16 protein-coding genes and 2 riboswitches are annotated in these 15,953 nt (G+C 56.3%); of the genes, 4 read left to right on the top strand and 12 right to left on the bottom strand.

The annotated features are described in order from the left end of the window. Positions 1–80 precede the first annotated feature (80 nt). The gene (locus tag QV747_RS01560; protein ID WP_273428086.1) at positions 81–1,001 is read left to right on the top strand and encodes a LysR family transcriptional regulator; all 921 of its coding nucleotides are present in this window, start codon (positions 81–83) and stop codon (positions 999–1,001) included. Positions 1,002–1,143: 142 nt separating this feature from the next. Here the strand turns inward: QV747_RS01560 and QV747_RS01555 are convergent, their stop codons facing one another. The 4 genes from QV747_RS01555 to QV747_RS01540 all read right to left on the bottom strand — a co-directional run bounded on the left by QV747_RS01555 (position 1,144) and on the right by QV747_RS01540 (position 3,312). Beyond that, positions 1,144–1,314, bottom strand: a complete 171-nt coding sequence (locus QV747_RS01555; protein WP_156129025.1) for a hypothetical protein — start codon at positions 1,312–1,314, stop codon at positions 1,144–1,146. 60 nt (positions 1,315–1,374) lie between these two features. After that, positions 1,375–2,046, bottom strand: coding sequence for a DUF502 domain-containing protein (locus QV747_RS01550; RefSeq protein ID WP_273428090.1), 672 nt, complete (start codon positions 2,044–2,046; stop codon positions 1,375–1,377). 72 nt (positions 2,047–2,118) lie between these two features. Then, positions 2,119–2,736, bottom strand: a complete 618-nt coding sequence (locus tag QV747_RS01545; RefSeq protein WP_028448881.1) for a phosphatidylcholine/phosphatidylserine synthase — start codon at positions 2,734–2,736, stop codon at positions 2,119–2,121. Between the two features lie 36 nt (positions 2,737–2,772). Beyond that, complete coding sequence (locus QV747_RS01540) at positions 2,773–3,312, bottom strand: gamma carbonic anhydrase family protein (RefSeq protein ID WP_273428094.1); 540 nt, start codon at positions 3,310–3,312, stop codon at positions 2,773–2,775. Positions 3,313–3,405: 93 nt separating this feature from the next. Here QV747_RS01540 and QV747_RS01535 point away from each other — a divergent pair, with 93 nt between their 5' ends. Further along, a complete protein-coding gene (locus QV747_RS01535) occupies positions 3,406–5,478 on the top strand; it encodes a M3 family metallopeptidase (RefSeq protein ID WP_273428096.1) in 2,073 nt (690 codons plus the stop codon). Positions 5,479–5,555: 77 nt separating this feature from the next. Here the strand turns inward: QV747_RS01535 and QV747_RS01530 are convergent, their stop codons facing one another. The 7 genes from QV747_RS01530 to QV747_RS01500 all read right to left on the bottom strand — a co-directional run bounded on the left by QV747_RS01530 (position 5,556) and on the right by QV747_RS01500 (position 13,327). Then, positions 5,556–6,410 carry an HDOD domain-containing protein gene (locus tag QV747_RS01530; RefSeq protein WP_273428099.1) on the bottom strand — a complete coding sequence of 285 codons (855 nt, stop codon included), beginning with the start codon at positions 6,408–6,410 and terminating at the stop codon, positions 5,556–5,558. Between the two features lie 193 nt (positions 6,411–6,603). Beyond that, positions 6,604–7,194, bottom strand: coding sequence for a YigZ family protein (locus QV747_RS01525; RefSeq protein WP_273428101.1), 591 nt, complete (start codon positions 7,192–7,194; stop codon positions 6,604–6,606). Between the two features lie 110 nt (positions 7,195–7,304). Then, positions 7,305–7,499: a hypothetical protein gene (locus QV747_RS01520; RefSeq protein ID WP_273428103.1), complete on the bottom strand. Its 195-nt coding sequence runs from the start codon at positions 7,497–7,499 to the stop codon at positions 7,305–7,307. A gap of 313 nt (positions 7,500–7,812) precedes the next feature. After that, on the bottom strand, positions 7,813–10,677 hold the full coding sequence (gcvP, locus tag QV747_RS01515) for an aminomethyl-transferring glycine dehydrogenase (RefSeq protein WP_273428107.1): 2,865 nt from the start codon (positions 10,675–10,677) through the stop codon (positions 7,813–7,815). A 222-nt stretch (positions 10,678–10,899) separates the two neighbouring features. Next, a complete protein-coding gene (gene gcvH, locus QV747_RS01510) occupies positions 10,900–11,286 on the bottom strand; it encodes a glycine cleavage system protein GcvH (RefSeq protein ID WP_273428109.1) in 387 nt (128 codons plus the stop codon). A 112-nt stretch (positions 11,287–11,398) separates the two neighbouring features. Then, a complete protein-coding gene (gene gcvT, locus QV747_RS01505) occupies positions 11,399–12,505 on the bottom strand; it encodes a glycine cleavage system aminomethyltransferase GcvT (RefSeq protein ID WP_273428112.1) in 1,107 nt (368 codons plus the stop codon). Between the two features lie 54 nt (positions 12,506–12,559). Continuing rightward, a riboswitch (glycine riboswitch) is annotated at positions 12,560–12,676 on the bottom strand. A gap of 11 nt (positions 12,677–12,687) precedes the next feature. After that, a riboswitch (glycine riboswitch) is annotated at positions 12,688–12,785 on the bottom strand. 83 nt (positions 12,786–12,868) lie between these two features. Then, entirely contained in the window at positions 12,869–13,327 is a 459-nt protein-coding gene (locus QV747_RS01500; RefSeq protein ID WP_273428114.1) for a GNAT family N-acetyltransferase, read from the bottom strand. A gap of 84 nt (positions 13,328–13,411) precedes the next feature. Here QV747_RS01500 and QV747_RS01495 point away from each other — a divergent pair, with 84 nt between their 5' ends. Both QV747_RS01495 and QV747_RS01490 read left to right on the top strand, forming a co-directional pair. Next, positions 13,412–14,269, top strand: a complete 858-nt coding sequence (locus QV747_RS01495; RefSeq protein WP_273428118.1) for a hypothetical protein — start codon at positions 13,412–13,414, stop codon at positions 14,267–14,269. Between the two features lie 71 nt (positions 14,270–14,340). Next, positions 14,341–15,465 carry a two-component system response regulator gene (locus QV747_RS01490; RefSeq protein ID WP_273428121.1) on the top strand — a complete coding sequence of 375 codons (1,125 nt, stop codon included), beginning with the start codon at positions 14,341–14,343 and terminating at the stop codon, positions 15,463–15,465. Here the strand turns inward: QV747_RS01490 and QV747_RS01485 are convergent. Next, positions 15,453–15,950, bottom strand: coding sequence for a hypothetical protein (locus QV747_RS01485; protein ID WP_288791462.1), 498 nt, complete (start codon positions 15,948–15,950; stop codon positions 15,453–15,455). The genes QV747_RS01490 and QV747_RS01485 overlap by 13 nt on opposite strands. Positions 15,951–15,953 lie beyond the last annotated feature (3 nt).

Raw genomic sequence — 15,953 nt, 5'->3', positions numbered from 1 at the left:
CATGCTACGCCGCCGCACGCTATGATTACAGCTCATTATTTTTGTATTAAGCATGAATTAATCTAATCAATGGAGCCGCCATGCAATCGCTGCTGGAGTTACGCCATCTGAAAACCATTCTGGCGATTGCCGAAGCCGGCAGCCTCACCCGCGCGGCCGAGCGCCTACATCTGACCCAATCGGCGCTGTCGCATCAGGTGCGCCTGCTGGAAGATCACTACGGCTTGCCGCTGTTTACCCGCAAATCCAGCCCACTCAAACTCACGGCGGCGGGTGAAAAACTGGCGCAACTGGCCACCCATGTTTTGCCGCAGGTCGCCAGCACCGAGCGCGATATTGCCCGCCTGCGCGAAGGCCAGGCCGGCCAGCTCCGTATTGCGGTGGAATGCCACACCTGCTTTGACTGGCTGATGCCCGCCATGGATCAGTTTCGCCAGCATTGGCCCGAGGTCGAGCTCGATATCGTCTCGGGCTTTCATGCCGACCCGGTGCAGCTTTTGTTTGAAGATCGCGCAGATCTGGCGATTGTGTCGGAAGTGGAAAGCCAGCCGGAACTCGCGCATTTGCCGCTGTTTAGCTACGACATGGTGGCGCTGCTGGCTAATGATCACCCGCTGGTGCACAAGCCCTATTTAGAGGCCGCCGACTTTGCCGAGGAAACACTGATCACCTATCCGGTGCCGGATGAAATGCTGGATTTGCTGCGCAAAGTACTCAAACCCTCTGGCATCAATCCCAAACGCCGCCCCACTGAGCTGACGGTCGCGATGCTGCAGCTGGTGGCCAGTCGGCGCGGCGTGGCGGCTTTACCGCGCTGGAGTGTGCAGGGCTATCTGGAGCGCGGCTATGTGCAGGCCAAACCGATTACCGCGCAAGGCCTCACCAGCGAGCTCTATGCCGTATTGCATAGCGAACGGGCCAGCGCGGCCTATCTGACGGATTTTGTCGATACCATGCGCACGGTGAGCGTGCAGAATCTGCCCGATGTAGTGCTGCTGTGAACTCAGCTGGTGGTGACGGCGGCCAGACCGGCCATTTCAGCCACCAACAGTAGTTAAGACCCAGCACCAAAAACAAAGCCCCGCAATGCGGGGCTTAGTTTTAAGCCAGGGTGGCCAGCGCGCGAGCGGCTAGGCCTTGGGCTTATGATTTGATCAGAATCTCGTTATAACGCACAGTCACCGCCGCTTCGAGCTCTTCACCGCTCGGCATCCGGCGCTGGCTCACCAGCAGGTTTTGCAATACTTTTTCCGCTTCGCGCAGCAAATAGCGCTTGCGTTGACGGGTGCTCAGACGTTTCATTTTGGCGTTCATGCACATACTCCTGATGGAAAATCCTGACCATTATACGCCGGCTGGCGCTGGCCGCGACGCTTAGCCGACAATGACCGGTGCGCCGCCGGGCATTTTGCTCAAATTGGGCGGCGGGGTAATGCCCATCGAGACATAAATACTGGTCAGTTTATCCACCCCGATATTGGCCGGCCGGATCCAGTCTTTGGGCACATACAAGAGACCACCACCAATTGGCACCGGCGCCGTTGGCACCAACACCACCTGATACACGCGCCCTTCGATCTCCACCGGATCGGGGTTGGGCATCAGCGCCAGCACGGCCACACCATCACCGCCAAACAGACACCACACCGGGCTCATGGCGGCGATATCGGCATCTTGCTTTTGATCCAAAAGCCCAACAAAACGATCGGCCAGATTATACAAACTGCCAATCACCGGAATCCGCCGCACCGTGCGGTCCACCAGCGCGGCCAGCGGCTTTTTAAGCCGCGACTGCACCACGATCCCCAGACAATAAATCGCCATCAGCAGCAAACAGGTACCGGTGAGGTATTGTAGGACCGGGTTTTTGACAAAACTCTGGCCAAAATAGGCAAACAGCTGCCCCACCAGACTTTTCGGCCCGATATAGGTATTGAGCAGATTAATCGCCCAGGCCAGCAGCGAAATCGTCACGGCGAGCGGCAACAAAGCCAAGAGACCCGCCAGCCAGATACCCAGCACGCTTTGCATACTTCGTTTGATCAAACCACACTCCTTTGGGGTATTGGGCTGGACTAATTTAAAAAATTAGCCTCGCGCACTATACCAGCCAGGGTATTACAGTTTTGGGATTTTAATCCGGCTAATCATCAGCGAGCCGGAAGCGGCAAACAGCAGCGTGAGCCAATGCAGGTGAAAGCCAAATAGCGTGATCGAGCCCAGCCATAAATTTGGCCCCAGCGCGCCTTGCGTGGCCACCCAGGTGAGCACTAACACCAGCACCAGCGAGGTGGGAATGGGCGTACCTTCAAAGTATTTCACCTTGTCGCCGCCTTCCGACAAAGCCTCGGCGGTGACATTGTAACGCGCCAGCCGTGACACCCCGCAAGCCACAAAAAACACCAAAATCACCCGGTCATACAGCCCCTGCATGCCGCAGGCATAGCCCATCACCGCCGGCGCCACGCCAAAAGAAATCACATCGGCCAGCGAATCAAGCTCGCGCCCCAAGGCCGAAGATTTTTGCCGCCAGCGGGCAATGCGCCCATCCAGCACATCAAACACCAGGGCGCAAATCAGCAGCGCGGTGGCGAAATACACATGCAGCACATCGCCCAGCTGCAAATACGACATCACCGCAAACAGCGCGCCGGTGCCGCAAATGGCATTGCCGAGGGTAAACCAATCGGCAAGATGAAATTCGCGAATCATCGCGAAAGGTTTGGGTTTATTCATGTTCTTTCCAGAGCCAGCCTCGCGGTCAGTCACACTTTAGGCGGCAACCGCAGCGCGGTATTTGGCCATCAGCTTCACGTAGTGCGCGGCCGAATAATTAAAATGCGCCAGTTCTTCTTCAGTGAGCGCACGAACTTCCTTGGCCGGGCGGCCCATGTACAGATAGCCGGATTTGAGCACCTTGCCCGGCGGCACCAGTGAGCCTGCGCCGATCATCACGCGATCTTCGATCACCACCCGATCAAGTACGATGGTGCCCATGCCGATCAGGCATTCATTGCCAATGGTGCAGCCATGCAGCATCACGCCATGACCAATGGTCACGCGTTCGCCAATGATCAGCGGCGCACCTTCCGGGTCATCCGGGCGTTTGTGCGTCACATGCAGCACGCTGCAATCTTGCACATTGCTATCACGGCCGATGCGAATATGGTTGACATCGCCGCGCACCACCGCGCCCGGCCACACCGAAACGTTGTCGCCCAATACAGTGTCGCCAATCACGCTGGCCTGTGCGTGCACCCAAGCGCCAGCGCCCAGTTGCGGAGTGATGCCATCAAAAGTTTCGACTGCCATGGTTTATCCTTTAGCCGGGCGGGCGCGCTTGAATTGCCGTCGCCACACCCCATCTACTGAGCATTAATGTCAGCATTCTACCTGAGCGACCCCATGACGACGAATACCGCTGCGCAAGCCACCGCCAATCCACTTCTGGATTTTACTACCCTCCCCCGGTATGACGCTATCAAGCCCGAGCATGTTACGCCTGCGCTGGATACCCTACTGGAAAATGCCAGCGCAGCCATCAAGGCAGCCGAGGCCATTACCGAGCCCAGCTGGGATGCGCTAGCGGTACTGGAAGAACCCCTGGAGCAGTTGGGCCGCGCCTGGGGCGTGGTGGGGCATCTGGAATCGGTGGTAAATACCCCTGAGCTGCGCGAGGCCTACAACAGCAATATTCCGCGCATTGCCAATTTCTTTACCGAGCTGGGGCAAAATGAACAGCTATTCGCGCTGTATAAAGGCGTAAAGGCGCGTGAATACGCTTCCTTAAACCCAACCCGGCAAGTGGTCATCGATGACGCCATTCGCGGCTTTGTGCTGTCGGGGGCTGAATTGCCAGCGGCGCAAAAACAGCGCTTTAAAGAAATCGAAGAAAAGCTCTCTGAGCTCACCACCCGCTTCTCGCAAAATGTGCTGGATGCTACCGATGACTTCGCGCTCTACCTCAGCCGCGAAGAGCTGGCCGGCCTGCCCGATGACAATCTGGCCGCTGCCGCCCAGCAAGCCAGCGCTGATGGGCATGAAGGCCAGTACAAAATCACCCTCAAGGCGCCCAGCTATATTCCGGTAATGCAGTATGTGCAAAACCGTGGCCTGCGTGAGCAACTGTACAAAGCCTATGTCACCCGCGCGGCCGAATTTGGCAAACCTGAGTGGGATAATGGCGTGCTGATTCCGGAAATCCTGGCGCTGCGCCAAGAAAGCGCCCAGCTTTTGGGTCACGCCAATTTTGGCGAAACCTCGCTAATCACCAAAATGGCCGATAGCCCCGAGCAAGTACTGGGCTTCTTGCGTGATCTCGGTGAGCGCGCCAAACCGTATATGCTGGCCGATCGCGCCGAGCTGGAAGCCTTTGCCAAGGCCGAATTTGGTATTGAAAAGCTCGAAGCGTGGGATGTTGCTTTGGTATCCGAGCGCCTGCGCGAGCAGAAATATTCATTTAGCGAGCAGGAGGTGAAGCAATACTTCACCGAGCCAACGGTGCTGGAAGGTTTGTTTAGCCTGATTTCGCGCTTGTATGGCCTGCAATTTGTGCCGGCCGCGGCTGCGGTGTGGCACCCGGATGTACGCTACTACGAGCTGAAAAACACTGATGGCTCATTAGTCGGTGGGCTGTATATGGATCTGCACGCCCGCGAAGGCAAACAAGGCGGCGCGTGGATGAATGATGTGCGCGGCCGCAAATTGCGCGCCGATGGCAGCGTGCAAACGCCAGTGGCCCTGATCGTGTGCAATTTCGCTAGCGGGGTAGACGGTAAAGACGCGATGCTGCCGCACGATGATGTGATTACCCTCTTCCACGAAATGGGCCACGCGCTGCACCACTTGCTGACTGAAGTGGATGAGCTGGAAGTATCGGGCATCAGCGGCGTGGAGTGGGATGCGGTCGAGCTACCGAGCCAGTTTATGGAAAATTTCTGCTGGGAATGGCAGGTATTGCCAGCCCTCACCCGCCATATCGAAACATCCGAAGCATTACCCCGTGCCCTATTCGATAAGATGCTGGCGGCGAAAAACTTCCACAGTGGCTCGGGCCTGCAGCGCCAGCTGTATTTCTCGATTTTTGATATGGCTCTGCATCAGCAAACAGCGGGGATTTCGGCTGGGGATTTAAGCGCCTTTGCGCAGCAAGTGCAGCAGGAACTGGCGCTGCCTTTGCCACCGGAATACAACCGCTTCCCGCAGTCGTTTAGCCACATTTTTGCCGGTGGCTATGCCGCTGGGTACTACAGCTATAAATGGGCCGAAGTGCTCAGCGCCGATGCTTATGCTGCCTTTGAAGAAGCCGCGGCCAGCAGTGGCGGCAGCGTGGTCGACCCGGCCGTTGGCGCGCGCTTCCGCCGTGAGATTCTGGCGGTGGGCGGCTCTCGCCCGGCGGCCGATTCATTCGCAGCCTTCCGCGGTCGCGCACCAAGCATTGATGCCCTGCTGCGCCACAATGGCTTGGTAGGCGCGTAAACCGCAGCCTGCCGGCTGTTTCGCGGCTCATCAAGCAAAAAGCCCCGCCAAGCGGGGCTTTTTTTATATTCTACTGCTTAGGCTGAGAGCAGTTTTTGCTGTAGCTCTTCCTGAAACGCATCCAGATCAGTCTCGGTCATACCCAGGTGCACCTGCGCCGCAGCAAAATGCCCGTCACCCACTTCCTGATCGGGCTCGGCGTAGTAATCCAGCAAGAGTCGCTCGGTAATCTGTACGATGGCGATCAAGGTCAGCGCCCCTGCGGGCAGTGTGCTTTCCGGCAATTTGTAGAGTTCGGGCTCATGGTGGTAACGGATCGCTTTGCCGATTAAGGCTGGCAGCCCCCAATTGCGAATGAGCAAAGCCCCCACCACCGGGTGCGTACAGGGGAAATAATCAGTCTCGGCATCAATCTGCAGTTGCTTAACCTCGCGACAATTAATCAGCACCTGCGAGTATTCAGGATAGCGCTGCGCCATCAAAGGCTGGCCTACGTCATGAAACAGTGCATACAGATAGGCGGCATCTAGCGCCACCCCACTGTGCTGCCGCGCCAATAAGCCTGCAGCCTGAGCGAGTAATACCGTGCGCGTCCAGAAAGCTTCGGTATAGGGATTACCAAGCTGCATGGTGGCTTTCAGTGCCGCCGTCATCACAATGCAGTGGATGTTGCGCGTGCCTAAGCGCTCCAAAGCTGACAAGACATTGCTGGTGGGTTTGCTGGCGGAAAACAGCGGTGAATTGGCCATTTTCAACACCTTGGCCAAAAGCCCGGCATCGGCGGCAATCAGCCGTGCCAGCTTGCGTAAATCGGGATCATCGCGCTGGGCTTCCAGCATGGCTTCTTGCACCACGGCCGAGCAGGAAGGAATATCAACCGAGGCTAAAACTTGCTCGATATCTTCAGGGGAAAGTTCATGAGGGTGGCCCATCTGGCACTCCGGCAGGCACACCGGGCAAAGCCGGCAACACTCCACTATAGAAGCACCTCCCCCTGCTTTGCCAAGCCAAATCCAACCCCAAGCCAACAATCTGGCTACATCAGCTGTCAGCTCTTGCGGTGGCCGACCAGCGGTCAGTCAGCGGAAATTACATTTGCCAACCAATGACGGACGCTGCCCGATTTTACTCCGCGCGCAACCAGCCCAGCTGGCCGTGGCAACTCTCGTTCAGCTGGGCCACCAGCGCCGCTTCGCTACTGGACACGATACTGAAGCAAAATTCCACCAAACTGTCGTGTTGCACCTCCATACTGGCAGGGGTATAAGCCGCTAGCACACGCCGCACATGGCCTTCCAATGCATACGGCACAGAGCAGCGCAGGCTACACATTTTTTGCTGCGCCACTTTTTCGGCCAGCAGCAGCGCCTGCGCCACCGAATCGGTGTAGGCTCGCACAAGCCCACCGGCGCCGAGTTTAACGCCACCAAAATAGCGCACCACCGTGGCCAGCACGCCTTCTAATTCTTGATGGCGTAATACTTCCAGCATGGGTCGGCCGGCCGTGCCCGAGGGCTCGCCATCATCCACCGCCGCCGACTGTCCGCCGGCCAGCAAGGCCCAGCACACATGCGCAGCATCGGGGTGCTCGGCTTTTAATTGAGCCACAATCGCCTGCGCCGCGGCACGGTCAGCCACCGGCTGCACCGCAGCCAGAAAGCGGCTTTTTTTGATCACCAGTTCAAAGTGGGCGGGCTGAGCCAGCGTGTAGGGCATGCAAAAACCTAAAGGGCTAATACTGAGGGGCAAAAGAAAACACCCCTTGCGGGGCGTTCGGGATCATACCGTGGGCGGCTAAACCGCCGCAATTGCGGTGTTCAGCTCGGTTACCAGGGGCGTGGGCGGGGCTGACGATTAGCCGCGCGCTGCTCTTCAGCCTCGGCAACGGTCAGTAAGCGTAGCGCCAACTCGGGCTCGCGTGGCATTGCCGCCATGCTGTGCTGCGCAGACCATTCAGCTTCGCCGCTGGCTGGGCATTCGCGTACCCAGCTACCTGCAGACATATCCAGAACATTTAACATAATGTGGCCCTCCCGATCATTACTGTATTGAAGACCCTTACAACTTGATCCTTACAATCAGAATATCGGCCTGCCAGGGGCAAATTTCAATCCCTTTATACTGTTTTGCGCAAAAAAAAGCTGAACGGTCGCTCCGTGCCGTTCAGCGTCTTGGTCCAGTTGCACTGCGCGCCGCAGCAATCGGCGCTGAAATGCCAATCCCCCAACAGTGCCTGCAGCACTAAATGCCCGACTGCAATCGACTGGCAGTCGGTATTTCTGCACAAAAAAAGGGAAGCAGATCGCTTCCCTTTTAATGGTTCACGCGCGGGGCTTAGCTGTAATTGTCCATGCTCGGGCAAGAACAAATCAGATTGCGGTCACCATATACGTCGTCGATGCGATTTACCGATGGCCAGAATTTATTGTCCAGCACGTAAGGCAATGGGAAGAACGCAGTATCGCGGCTGTAGGCGTGGTTCCACTCGCCACTGATATCGCCTTTGCTGTGTGGCGCGTTTTTCAGCGGGTTGTCTTCCAGCGTCCACTCACCTGCTTCCACTTTGGCGATTTCATTGCGAATCGAGACCATCGCCGCGATAAAGCGATCGAGTTCTGGTTTGGCTTCTGATTCAGTCGGCTCAATCATCAGCGTACCGGCAACAGGGAAGCTCATCGTCGGCGCGTGGAAACCGTAGTCCATCAGGCGCTTGGCGATATCGACTTCGGTAATGCCGCTCGCCGCTTTCAATGGGCGAATGTCGATAATACATTCGTGCGCGACGCGGCCATTCGCACCGCTGTACAACACTGGATAGTGCGCGCCGAGTTTCTTCGCCACGTAGTTGGCATTGAGCAAAGCGATTTCAGTGGCGTTTTTCATGCCGGCCGCGCCCATCATCGTGATGTACATCCACGAAATCGGCAAAATCGACGCCGAACCGAATTGCGCCGCTGAAACTGCGCCTTGACCGACAGCGACACTCGCGTCACCCACGGTGATCGGTGCTACCGCGTGATTGCTCATAAACGGAGCCAAGTGCGCCGCCAAACCAATCGGGCCCATGCCGGGGCCGCCGCCGCCGTGTGGAATGCAGAAAGTTTTGTGCAGATTCATATGGCTCACATCGGCACCGATGTCGGCTGGACGCGTCAAGCCCACTTGCGCGTTCAAGTTCGCGCCATCCATATACACCTGACCACCGAACAGGTGAATCGTCGCGCAGATTTCTTTTACTGCTGCTTCAAATACACCGTGCGTAGATGGATAAGTCAACATCAACGCTGCGAGGTTGTCTTTGTGCTGTTCAGCTTTGGCTTTCAAGTCCGCCACATCGACGTTACCGCTCTCGTCGCAATCGACCACCACGACTTTCATATTCATCATCTGCGCGGTAGCCGGGTTGGTGCCGTGCGCAGATTTTGGAATCAAGCAGATATTGCGATGCGCGTCGCCACGGCTTTCGTGGTAGCGGCTAATCGCCAGCAAGCCAGCGTATTCGCCCTGTGCGCCAGAGTTCGGCTGCATACAAATCGCGGCAAAACCAGTGATGGCTTTGAGTTGATCGGCCAAGGTATCGACCAGAATCTGGTAGCCCGCGGTTTGCTCGCTTGGCGCAAACGGGTGGATATTGCCAAACTCGGGCCAAGTCACCGGAATCATTTCGCTGGTGGCGTTGAGCTTCATCGTGCAGCTACCCAGAGAAATCATCGAGTGATTCAGCGCCAGATCACGGTTTTCAAGGCGTTTGAGGTAACGGAGCATTTCGTGTTCAGTGTGGTAGCTATTGAACACTGGGTGCGTCAGGTAGGCCGAAGTACGAACCAGTTCCGCCGGAATCGCATCGCTCGCCGCAGCATCAAGTGCCGCCAAATCAACGTCTTTACCCGTAAAGAGCTTCAGCAAGGTCGCCAAATCGTCTTGTGATGCCGCCTCATGGAACGCTACGCCCAATACCGTATCGCTCACTTTGCGCAGGTTATAACCCGCGTCTTGCGCGGCTTGGTAAACCGCAGCTGCATTGCTGAGCTCAACTTGTACCGTATCAAAGAAGGCGTTGTGCACTACTTTACCGCCGTTCTGTACCACTCCCGCTGCAAACAGCGCCGCCAAACGGTGAACGCGTTGCGCAATGCGTTTTACACCCGCTGGGCCGTGGTACACGGCGTACATGCCGGCCATATTGGCGAGCAGCACTTGCGAGGTACAAATATTCGAGTTGGCTTTTTCGCGGCGGATATGTTGCTCGCGCGTTTGTAGCGCCATACGCAGCGCCGTTTTGCCTTTGGCATCGATCGACACGCCGATAATGCGGCCCGGTGCCGAGCGTTTCATGTCGTCTTTAAACGCAAAATAAGCCGCGTGTGGGCCACCAAAGCCCATTGGCACGCCAAAACGCTGCGTGTTACCGACGGCCACGTCCGCGCCCAATTCGGCTGGAGACTTTAATACCGCGAGTGACAGCAAATCAGCCGCCACAATCGCCACGCCGCCTTTGGCTTTCAGCGCGGCAATCGGCGCGCTCAAATCAGCCACGACACCATCAGCGCCCGGATATTGGAACAGCGCACCGAAATAATCGCCATTACCCACATCGCTAGCTGCGCCAACCACAACTTCAAAGCCGAAGTATTTCGCGCGAGTGCGCACCACGTCTAGCGTCTGTGGCAATACCTGCGAGTCAACAAAGAACACATCAGTCTTGGCTTTCGACACGCGACGGGCCATCGCCATCGCTTCAGCCGCCGCAGTGGCTTCGTCGAGCAAGGACGCATTCGCCAATTCCAGACCAGTAAAGTCGATGACCATTTGCTGGTAATTCAGCAAGGCTTCGAGGCGGCCTTGGGCGATTTCAGCTTGGTACGGCGTGTACGCGGTGTACCAGCCCGGGTTTTCCAGCACATTGCGCAAAATCACGCCCGGCGTCAGATTGGGGTAGTAGCCCAAGCCGATAAAGGATTTTTTGATGATGTTTTTGCTGGCGATGGCTTTGAGTTTGGCCAGCGCTTCGTGCTCGGGCATTGCATCGGGCAGGTTCAGCGCTTGGTTAAAACGGATGTCGGCTGGAATCGTTTGGCCAACCAGATCATCCAAAGACGTGGCGCCGATTTCGGCCAACATCGCAGCTTGATCGGCGCTGTTTGGGCCGATGTGGCGAGCGACAAACTCGTCACGATTAAACAAAGTAGAAAGCGTCATGGGGTACCTTCAGGGTCAAGGCGTAGCAAAGCGCAGCCTTTAAGCCGCGCTTTGCGATAAATTATTCTTTTAAATCAGTGCAGTAACACTTCAGCACAAATTCGAGCGAGAAGCCCGACGGCAAGGCAAGCTATCCGCGAAAAACCGGAATTGACATCAGGTCAATGAGGATTTTGAGCGGGTGGCTTAACGCCGCCAGCGGGTTTTTCAGCCGGATTTGTTTTAGGCGCCGATTTCTTTGCTGTATTGCTCTGCCGTCAGCAAGCCTTCCAGATCCGCCACATTGGCTGGCTTCACGCGGAAGAACCACGCCGCGCCATATGGGTCGGTGTTGGCCAGCTCAGGTGCGGCTTCCAGCTCGACATTGACTTCCAGCACTTCGCCGGCGATTGGCGCGTAAACATCTGAAGCGGCTTTTACCGATTCCACCACGCCTGCGGTAGCGTCGGCATCCAGTTGCGCGCCCACGGCCGGCAGCTCAACAAACACCACGTCGCCCAGCAACTCTTGGGCGTGGTCGGTAATGCCGATGGTGACGGTGCCATCGGCTTCCAGGCGCAGCCATTCGTGGCTGTTTACGTATTTCAGTTCTGCAGGTACCTTGCTCATGACGCAATCCTCTATGGGTATATGATTAGAAGTTATATTTTAATTAGCCCGCAGGGCAATACCCTGCGGTGTATAGCGAATACAGTGGCCAATTGATCTCGCCCGTGCGCGCTTAGGCAAAGACTTTTTTGCCGTTGCGCACAAATGGCATTTTCACCACGCGCACCTCAGTCAGCGTGCCGCGCAAATCCACCTGCGCACTGTCGCCAGTGGCGGCGGGTACGCGCGCAATGGCCACCGAATGCTTGAGCGTGGGCGAGAAAGTACCGCTGGTAATCACGCCTTCGCCAATACCAGCTACCAGCACTTTCTGGCCTTCGCGCAATACGCCACGGCCTTCGAGCACGAGGCCCACTTGTTTCATGGCAACGCCCGCCGCGCGTTCAGCTTCAAGTGCGGCGCGGCCGATGAAGTTGCGCTCGCTTGGCTCCCACGCAATGGTCCAGCCCATGCCGGCTTGCAATGGCGAAATGGTTTCGTCCATGTCGTGGCCGAACAAATTCATGCCCGCTTCCAGACGAAGCGTATCGCGTGCGCCCAAGCCGATTGGCGCGACGCCCGCGCCGAGCAGCGCTTTCCAGAATAGTGGCGCTTCATCCGCAGGCAACATGATTTCCAGCCCGTCTTCCCCCGTATATCCAGTCCTAGCGATAAACCAGCCCTCTTCAACCGAGCCAAACGGGAAACCCTGGAATACTTTCAGGCCTTTGATCGTGCTTTCCCACTCTTCATGCAGCACTTTGCAGGCTTTTTCGATGGCGTTCGGGCCTTGGACGGCGATCATGGCCAGTTCGCGGCGAACGGTCAGCACCACATCGCGGCCTTCCGCTTGCTTCAGCATCCACGCGATGTCTTTATCCGCCGTACCCGCGTTCACCACCATGCGGTAGCCGTAATAGGTGCGGTAAACGATCAGATCGTCGATGACGGTGCCTTCCGGCGTGAGCATGCCCGAATACAGCGCTTTGCCGTCAAAAGCGAGTTTTTCCACGTCGTTGGCGATCAGGGTGCGTAGCCAGTCTTTGGCCTCAGTACCGGTAATGTCGAGCACGCACATGTGCGACACGTCAAACATACCGGCGTCAGTGCGAACGATTTCGTGTTCTTTAAGTTGCGAGCCGTAGTGGATCGGCATCGCCCAGCCGGCGAAATCGACAATCTTTGCGCCAGCGGCCAGATGGGATTCGTAGAGCGGCGTGGTCTTGGGGGTTGCGGTCATCGTGGACTCCATAGGGTATACCCTCATAGGCCGCTACTTTATTGATGTAGCGGGCAACACCCCTCTGTCCTGTCACCTGAGATTTTCCGGTCAGCGTAGCTGGCCGTTGAGCCCTTCGGTGGTTGCCGCGGGCATCGACCATGCCGGGCAACACTCTCCAGAGTATTTGAGCTCAGCTGAGCTCGGTGCAAGCAGTCCTTCTACCTGAGCGATTCGCGGGTGCCATTGCGCCTTCGGTGGTATTTGTTTACAGACAAATACACTCTCCTGCTTAACGGGCTGGATTATCGGGGGAAGTAGCAGGCTTGGCAAGCCGCAAACGCGAAAAATCGGCCACAACAAGATAAGCGCAAAGCGCGACAGCTAGCCCTGCAATGGCATCGTAAGCTGCTTGGTCAAAATGGCCTGATTTTCTTCCTGAAAACCGATTTTTCGGTAGAAGTGATAGGCCGGCACGGCGCGAGCTGTGTTGAGAAAAGTCCAACGATAGCCTTGCGCCAGCAAGCGCTGCTCATATTCAGCAAATAATTGCTGACCTAAGCCCTGCCCTTGCAAGTGCCCAGCAATGCAAAACTCTTTAATGAAGAAATGCCAGTCCTCAATCCAGCGCTCGCCCCAGCCAAAGGCCAAGCCCACCGGTACATCATCGGCCCGCATACCCAAGCCATAAAAACGTGGGAACTGGCTAAACGCAGCAAAGCGCTCTAGCACGGCCTCAATCTGCCAACCATCACACCACGGTGCGACATTAAACACCCGCAAATACAGCTCGGCATACAGCGCCAGATTGGTGGAATTTAAGTCTTCAAACTGTAGTTGCATCGCCCCTCATTTGCCGACACCAGGCTTTAGCGCCACAATGCCCTACTTACACAAACCCACAGTGTATCGAAACCTGGGCTAAAAATGCTGCCGATCACGCCACGCCGCCCACTCAAGCTATGGCCACGCTTACGGCCAGCACTGCTCCCCGCCCTGTTGGTCGGGCTACTTAGCCTCGCGCTGCTTTGGCATGGGCCGATACAGCAATTGCCCGATTATCATCATTTTGCCGATCGGCGTAGCTGGCTGGGCCTGCCCAATGCCGCCGATGTACTCTCCAATCTTGGCTTTGCGCTGGTTGCGCTTTGGGGCGGCTGGCGACTGAGCCGCGCCAATCCGGCCCACCCGGCCTGGCGGGCTTATGCGCTGTTTTTTCTGGCGCTGCTACTCACAGCTGTGGGTTCGGGCTGGTATCACCTGGCCCCGGACAACACCCGACTGGTGTTTGATCGTATTCCGATTGCACTGGCCTGCGTGGCTCTGCTCGCCGCGGTCTGGCAAGACCAATACGGGCGAACTGGGCATGGTGGGCAGCAAACACTGGCCTGCTTGCTACTGACGCTGCTGGCCTACCTGAGCGTGTGGTGGTGGCAAAGCACCGATGTACCGCTGCTGGCGCCGGCCGCCGACGCACTGTTAGCGCCAACACCGGCCCAGCCGTTGGGGCTGGGCGATCTGCGGCCGTATCTGCTGCTGCAGATTTTGCCGCTCATCCTCATCCCGCTTGTGCAGTGGCAGGCCGGCAGCCCCGCCCGCCAGCGCCGCGCCTTTGCCTTGGCCATCGCGCTGTATATCGCGGCCAAGGCGGCAGAGCTACAAGATCATCAGCTCTTTCACCAGCTGCAATGGCTTAGCGGCCATACGCTCAAACACCTGCTCGCTAGCCTCGCGGCGCTGGTGATTGGCTGGCAAATGCCGCTGGCCGAGCCGCGGCAAAATTAGCCGCATTTAGGCAGTAAAACTCATTCTCCTTTTGCTATGCTGCAAACAGCTTAGCCCTAAGGATGCCCCGCATGAGTGAGAGCCCGGCCAAGAAAGTACTGATTGTTGATGATGATGCGATCCAGCGGGTCTTGCTGAGCAATCTACTCAGCCCCCACTATCAAGTATTTGCGGCGCCCGATGGCCGTGCCGGCTTGGCGCTGGCCAATGCTGAATTGCCTGCCGCCGTGATCTCTGATGTGTGCATGCCCGAGCTGGGCGGTTATGAGCTCTGCCAGCAACTAAGTAGCAGCGCCGCCACCGCGCATATTCCGGTGCTGCTGATTTCTGCCGAAGAAAACATGACCGAGCTGTTGCGCGTTTATGATGCCGGCGGGCAGGGATTTATCACCAAACCGATCCACCCCGGTGAGCTATTGACTCAACTGGCGCATATTTTACAGCTGGCCGAGCAACGGGCCGCGCTCGAACAGCAACTCAATTACGCCACCAGCGCAGCATTTACAGCCATGAGTAGCATGAGCGAAACCGGTACGCTGATGCAGGCCGTCACGGGTTTACCCGGTAAGCATAACGAGCAAGAGGTATTGAGCCATTTATTAGCCATGCTGGCCGAATTTGGCCTGAGTGGTGTCGTGGCCATTCACACCGCACACAGCCAGCTGTGCCAAAATCAGGCTGGCGAAGCCAGCCCGGTTGAGAAAGCCATCTTGCAGCAAATGCGCAGTATGGAACGCATTATGCAGTTTAAGCAGCGGCTATCGATTCACTTCCCCAATGTCAGCCTCTTGGTCACTAATTTGCCGATCAATGAGCCCGATCGAGCCGGCCGCTTGCGGGATCACCTAGCCATCATGCTCGAAGCGACGCAGTGCAAGCTCGATGCATTTAGTATGAAGATGGATGTGGAAGAACAGGGCAAGCTGATTTCCACCGCCCGCGAGCTCGTGCAAACCCTCTATCAAATTCAGCAACAACAACGCAGGAGCAGTGAAGAAAAAGTCGCCGTGATCAGTCATAGCCTGATGGAGCTAGAGCATTCACTTACCTCGTTCGGCCTCACCGATCAGCAAGAAGAGAATCTGCTGCGGATTGTCCGTGAATCCTGGGATAACCTCTCCAACCTCTACCAGCAAGAACGTACGCTGCAGGAAAAGCTCTCCGGGCTGGCAGATAAGCTCAATCAGATTTTGTAGTTTCTCGCACGAATAAGTAGAGAAAAGTAGATCAGCGGCAGCGAATAAAAAACCAGCCAAACTCCTGAAAACATACGTATTTGGTTAGCGAAAAAATACCGATACTCGTTTTCGGAGATAAAACTAATAATCTCTCCCTTATTAACAAGGCAGAACTGCCCATTAATAATCTTAGGTAAACCATGACCAGCTACGCCAACTGTAAAGAAAAAATTAGCAATTACATAAATGAATATTATAAAAACCGGCACAAAGACCCAAACTGGAATTCCGGGTAGCAGGTTAGACAAACTCATTTCTGATTTTTCATAGTTTCTAGCGTATTTAACAAGACCGATGAACAATGGAAAAATAAGCACATGCAGCAACCAAAGCTCCGGAATTTGAATTATTGAATGCCACCCGACAATCGCAGCAACGTGGAAAAATAGCGCAGCTAAAAAACCTAAGAGGGCCATCGTTTTTAAGATTACCAGCACTGGCATGCA

The sequence above is a fragment of the uncultured Chitinibacter sp. genome, assembly GCF_945957625.1.
Lineage (GTDB): Bacteria > Pseudomonadota > Gammaproteobacteria > Burkholderiales > Chitinibacteraceae > Chitinibacter > Chitinibacter tainanensis.
This window is presented reverse-complemented; position numbering and strand designations above follow the sequence as displayed.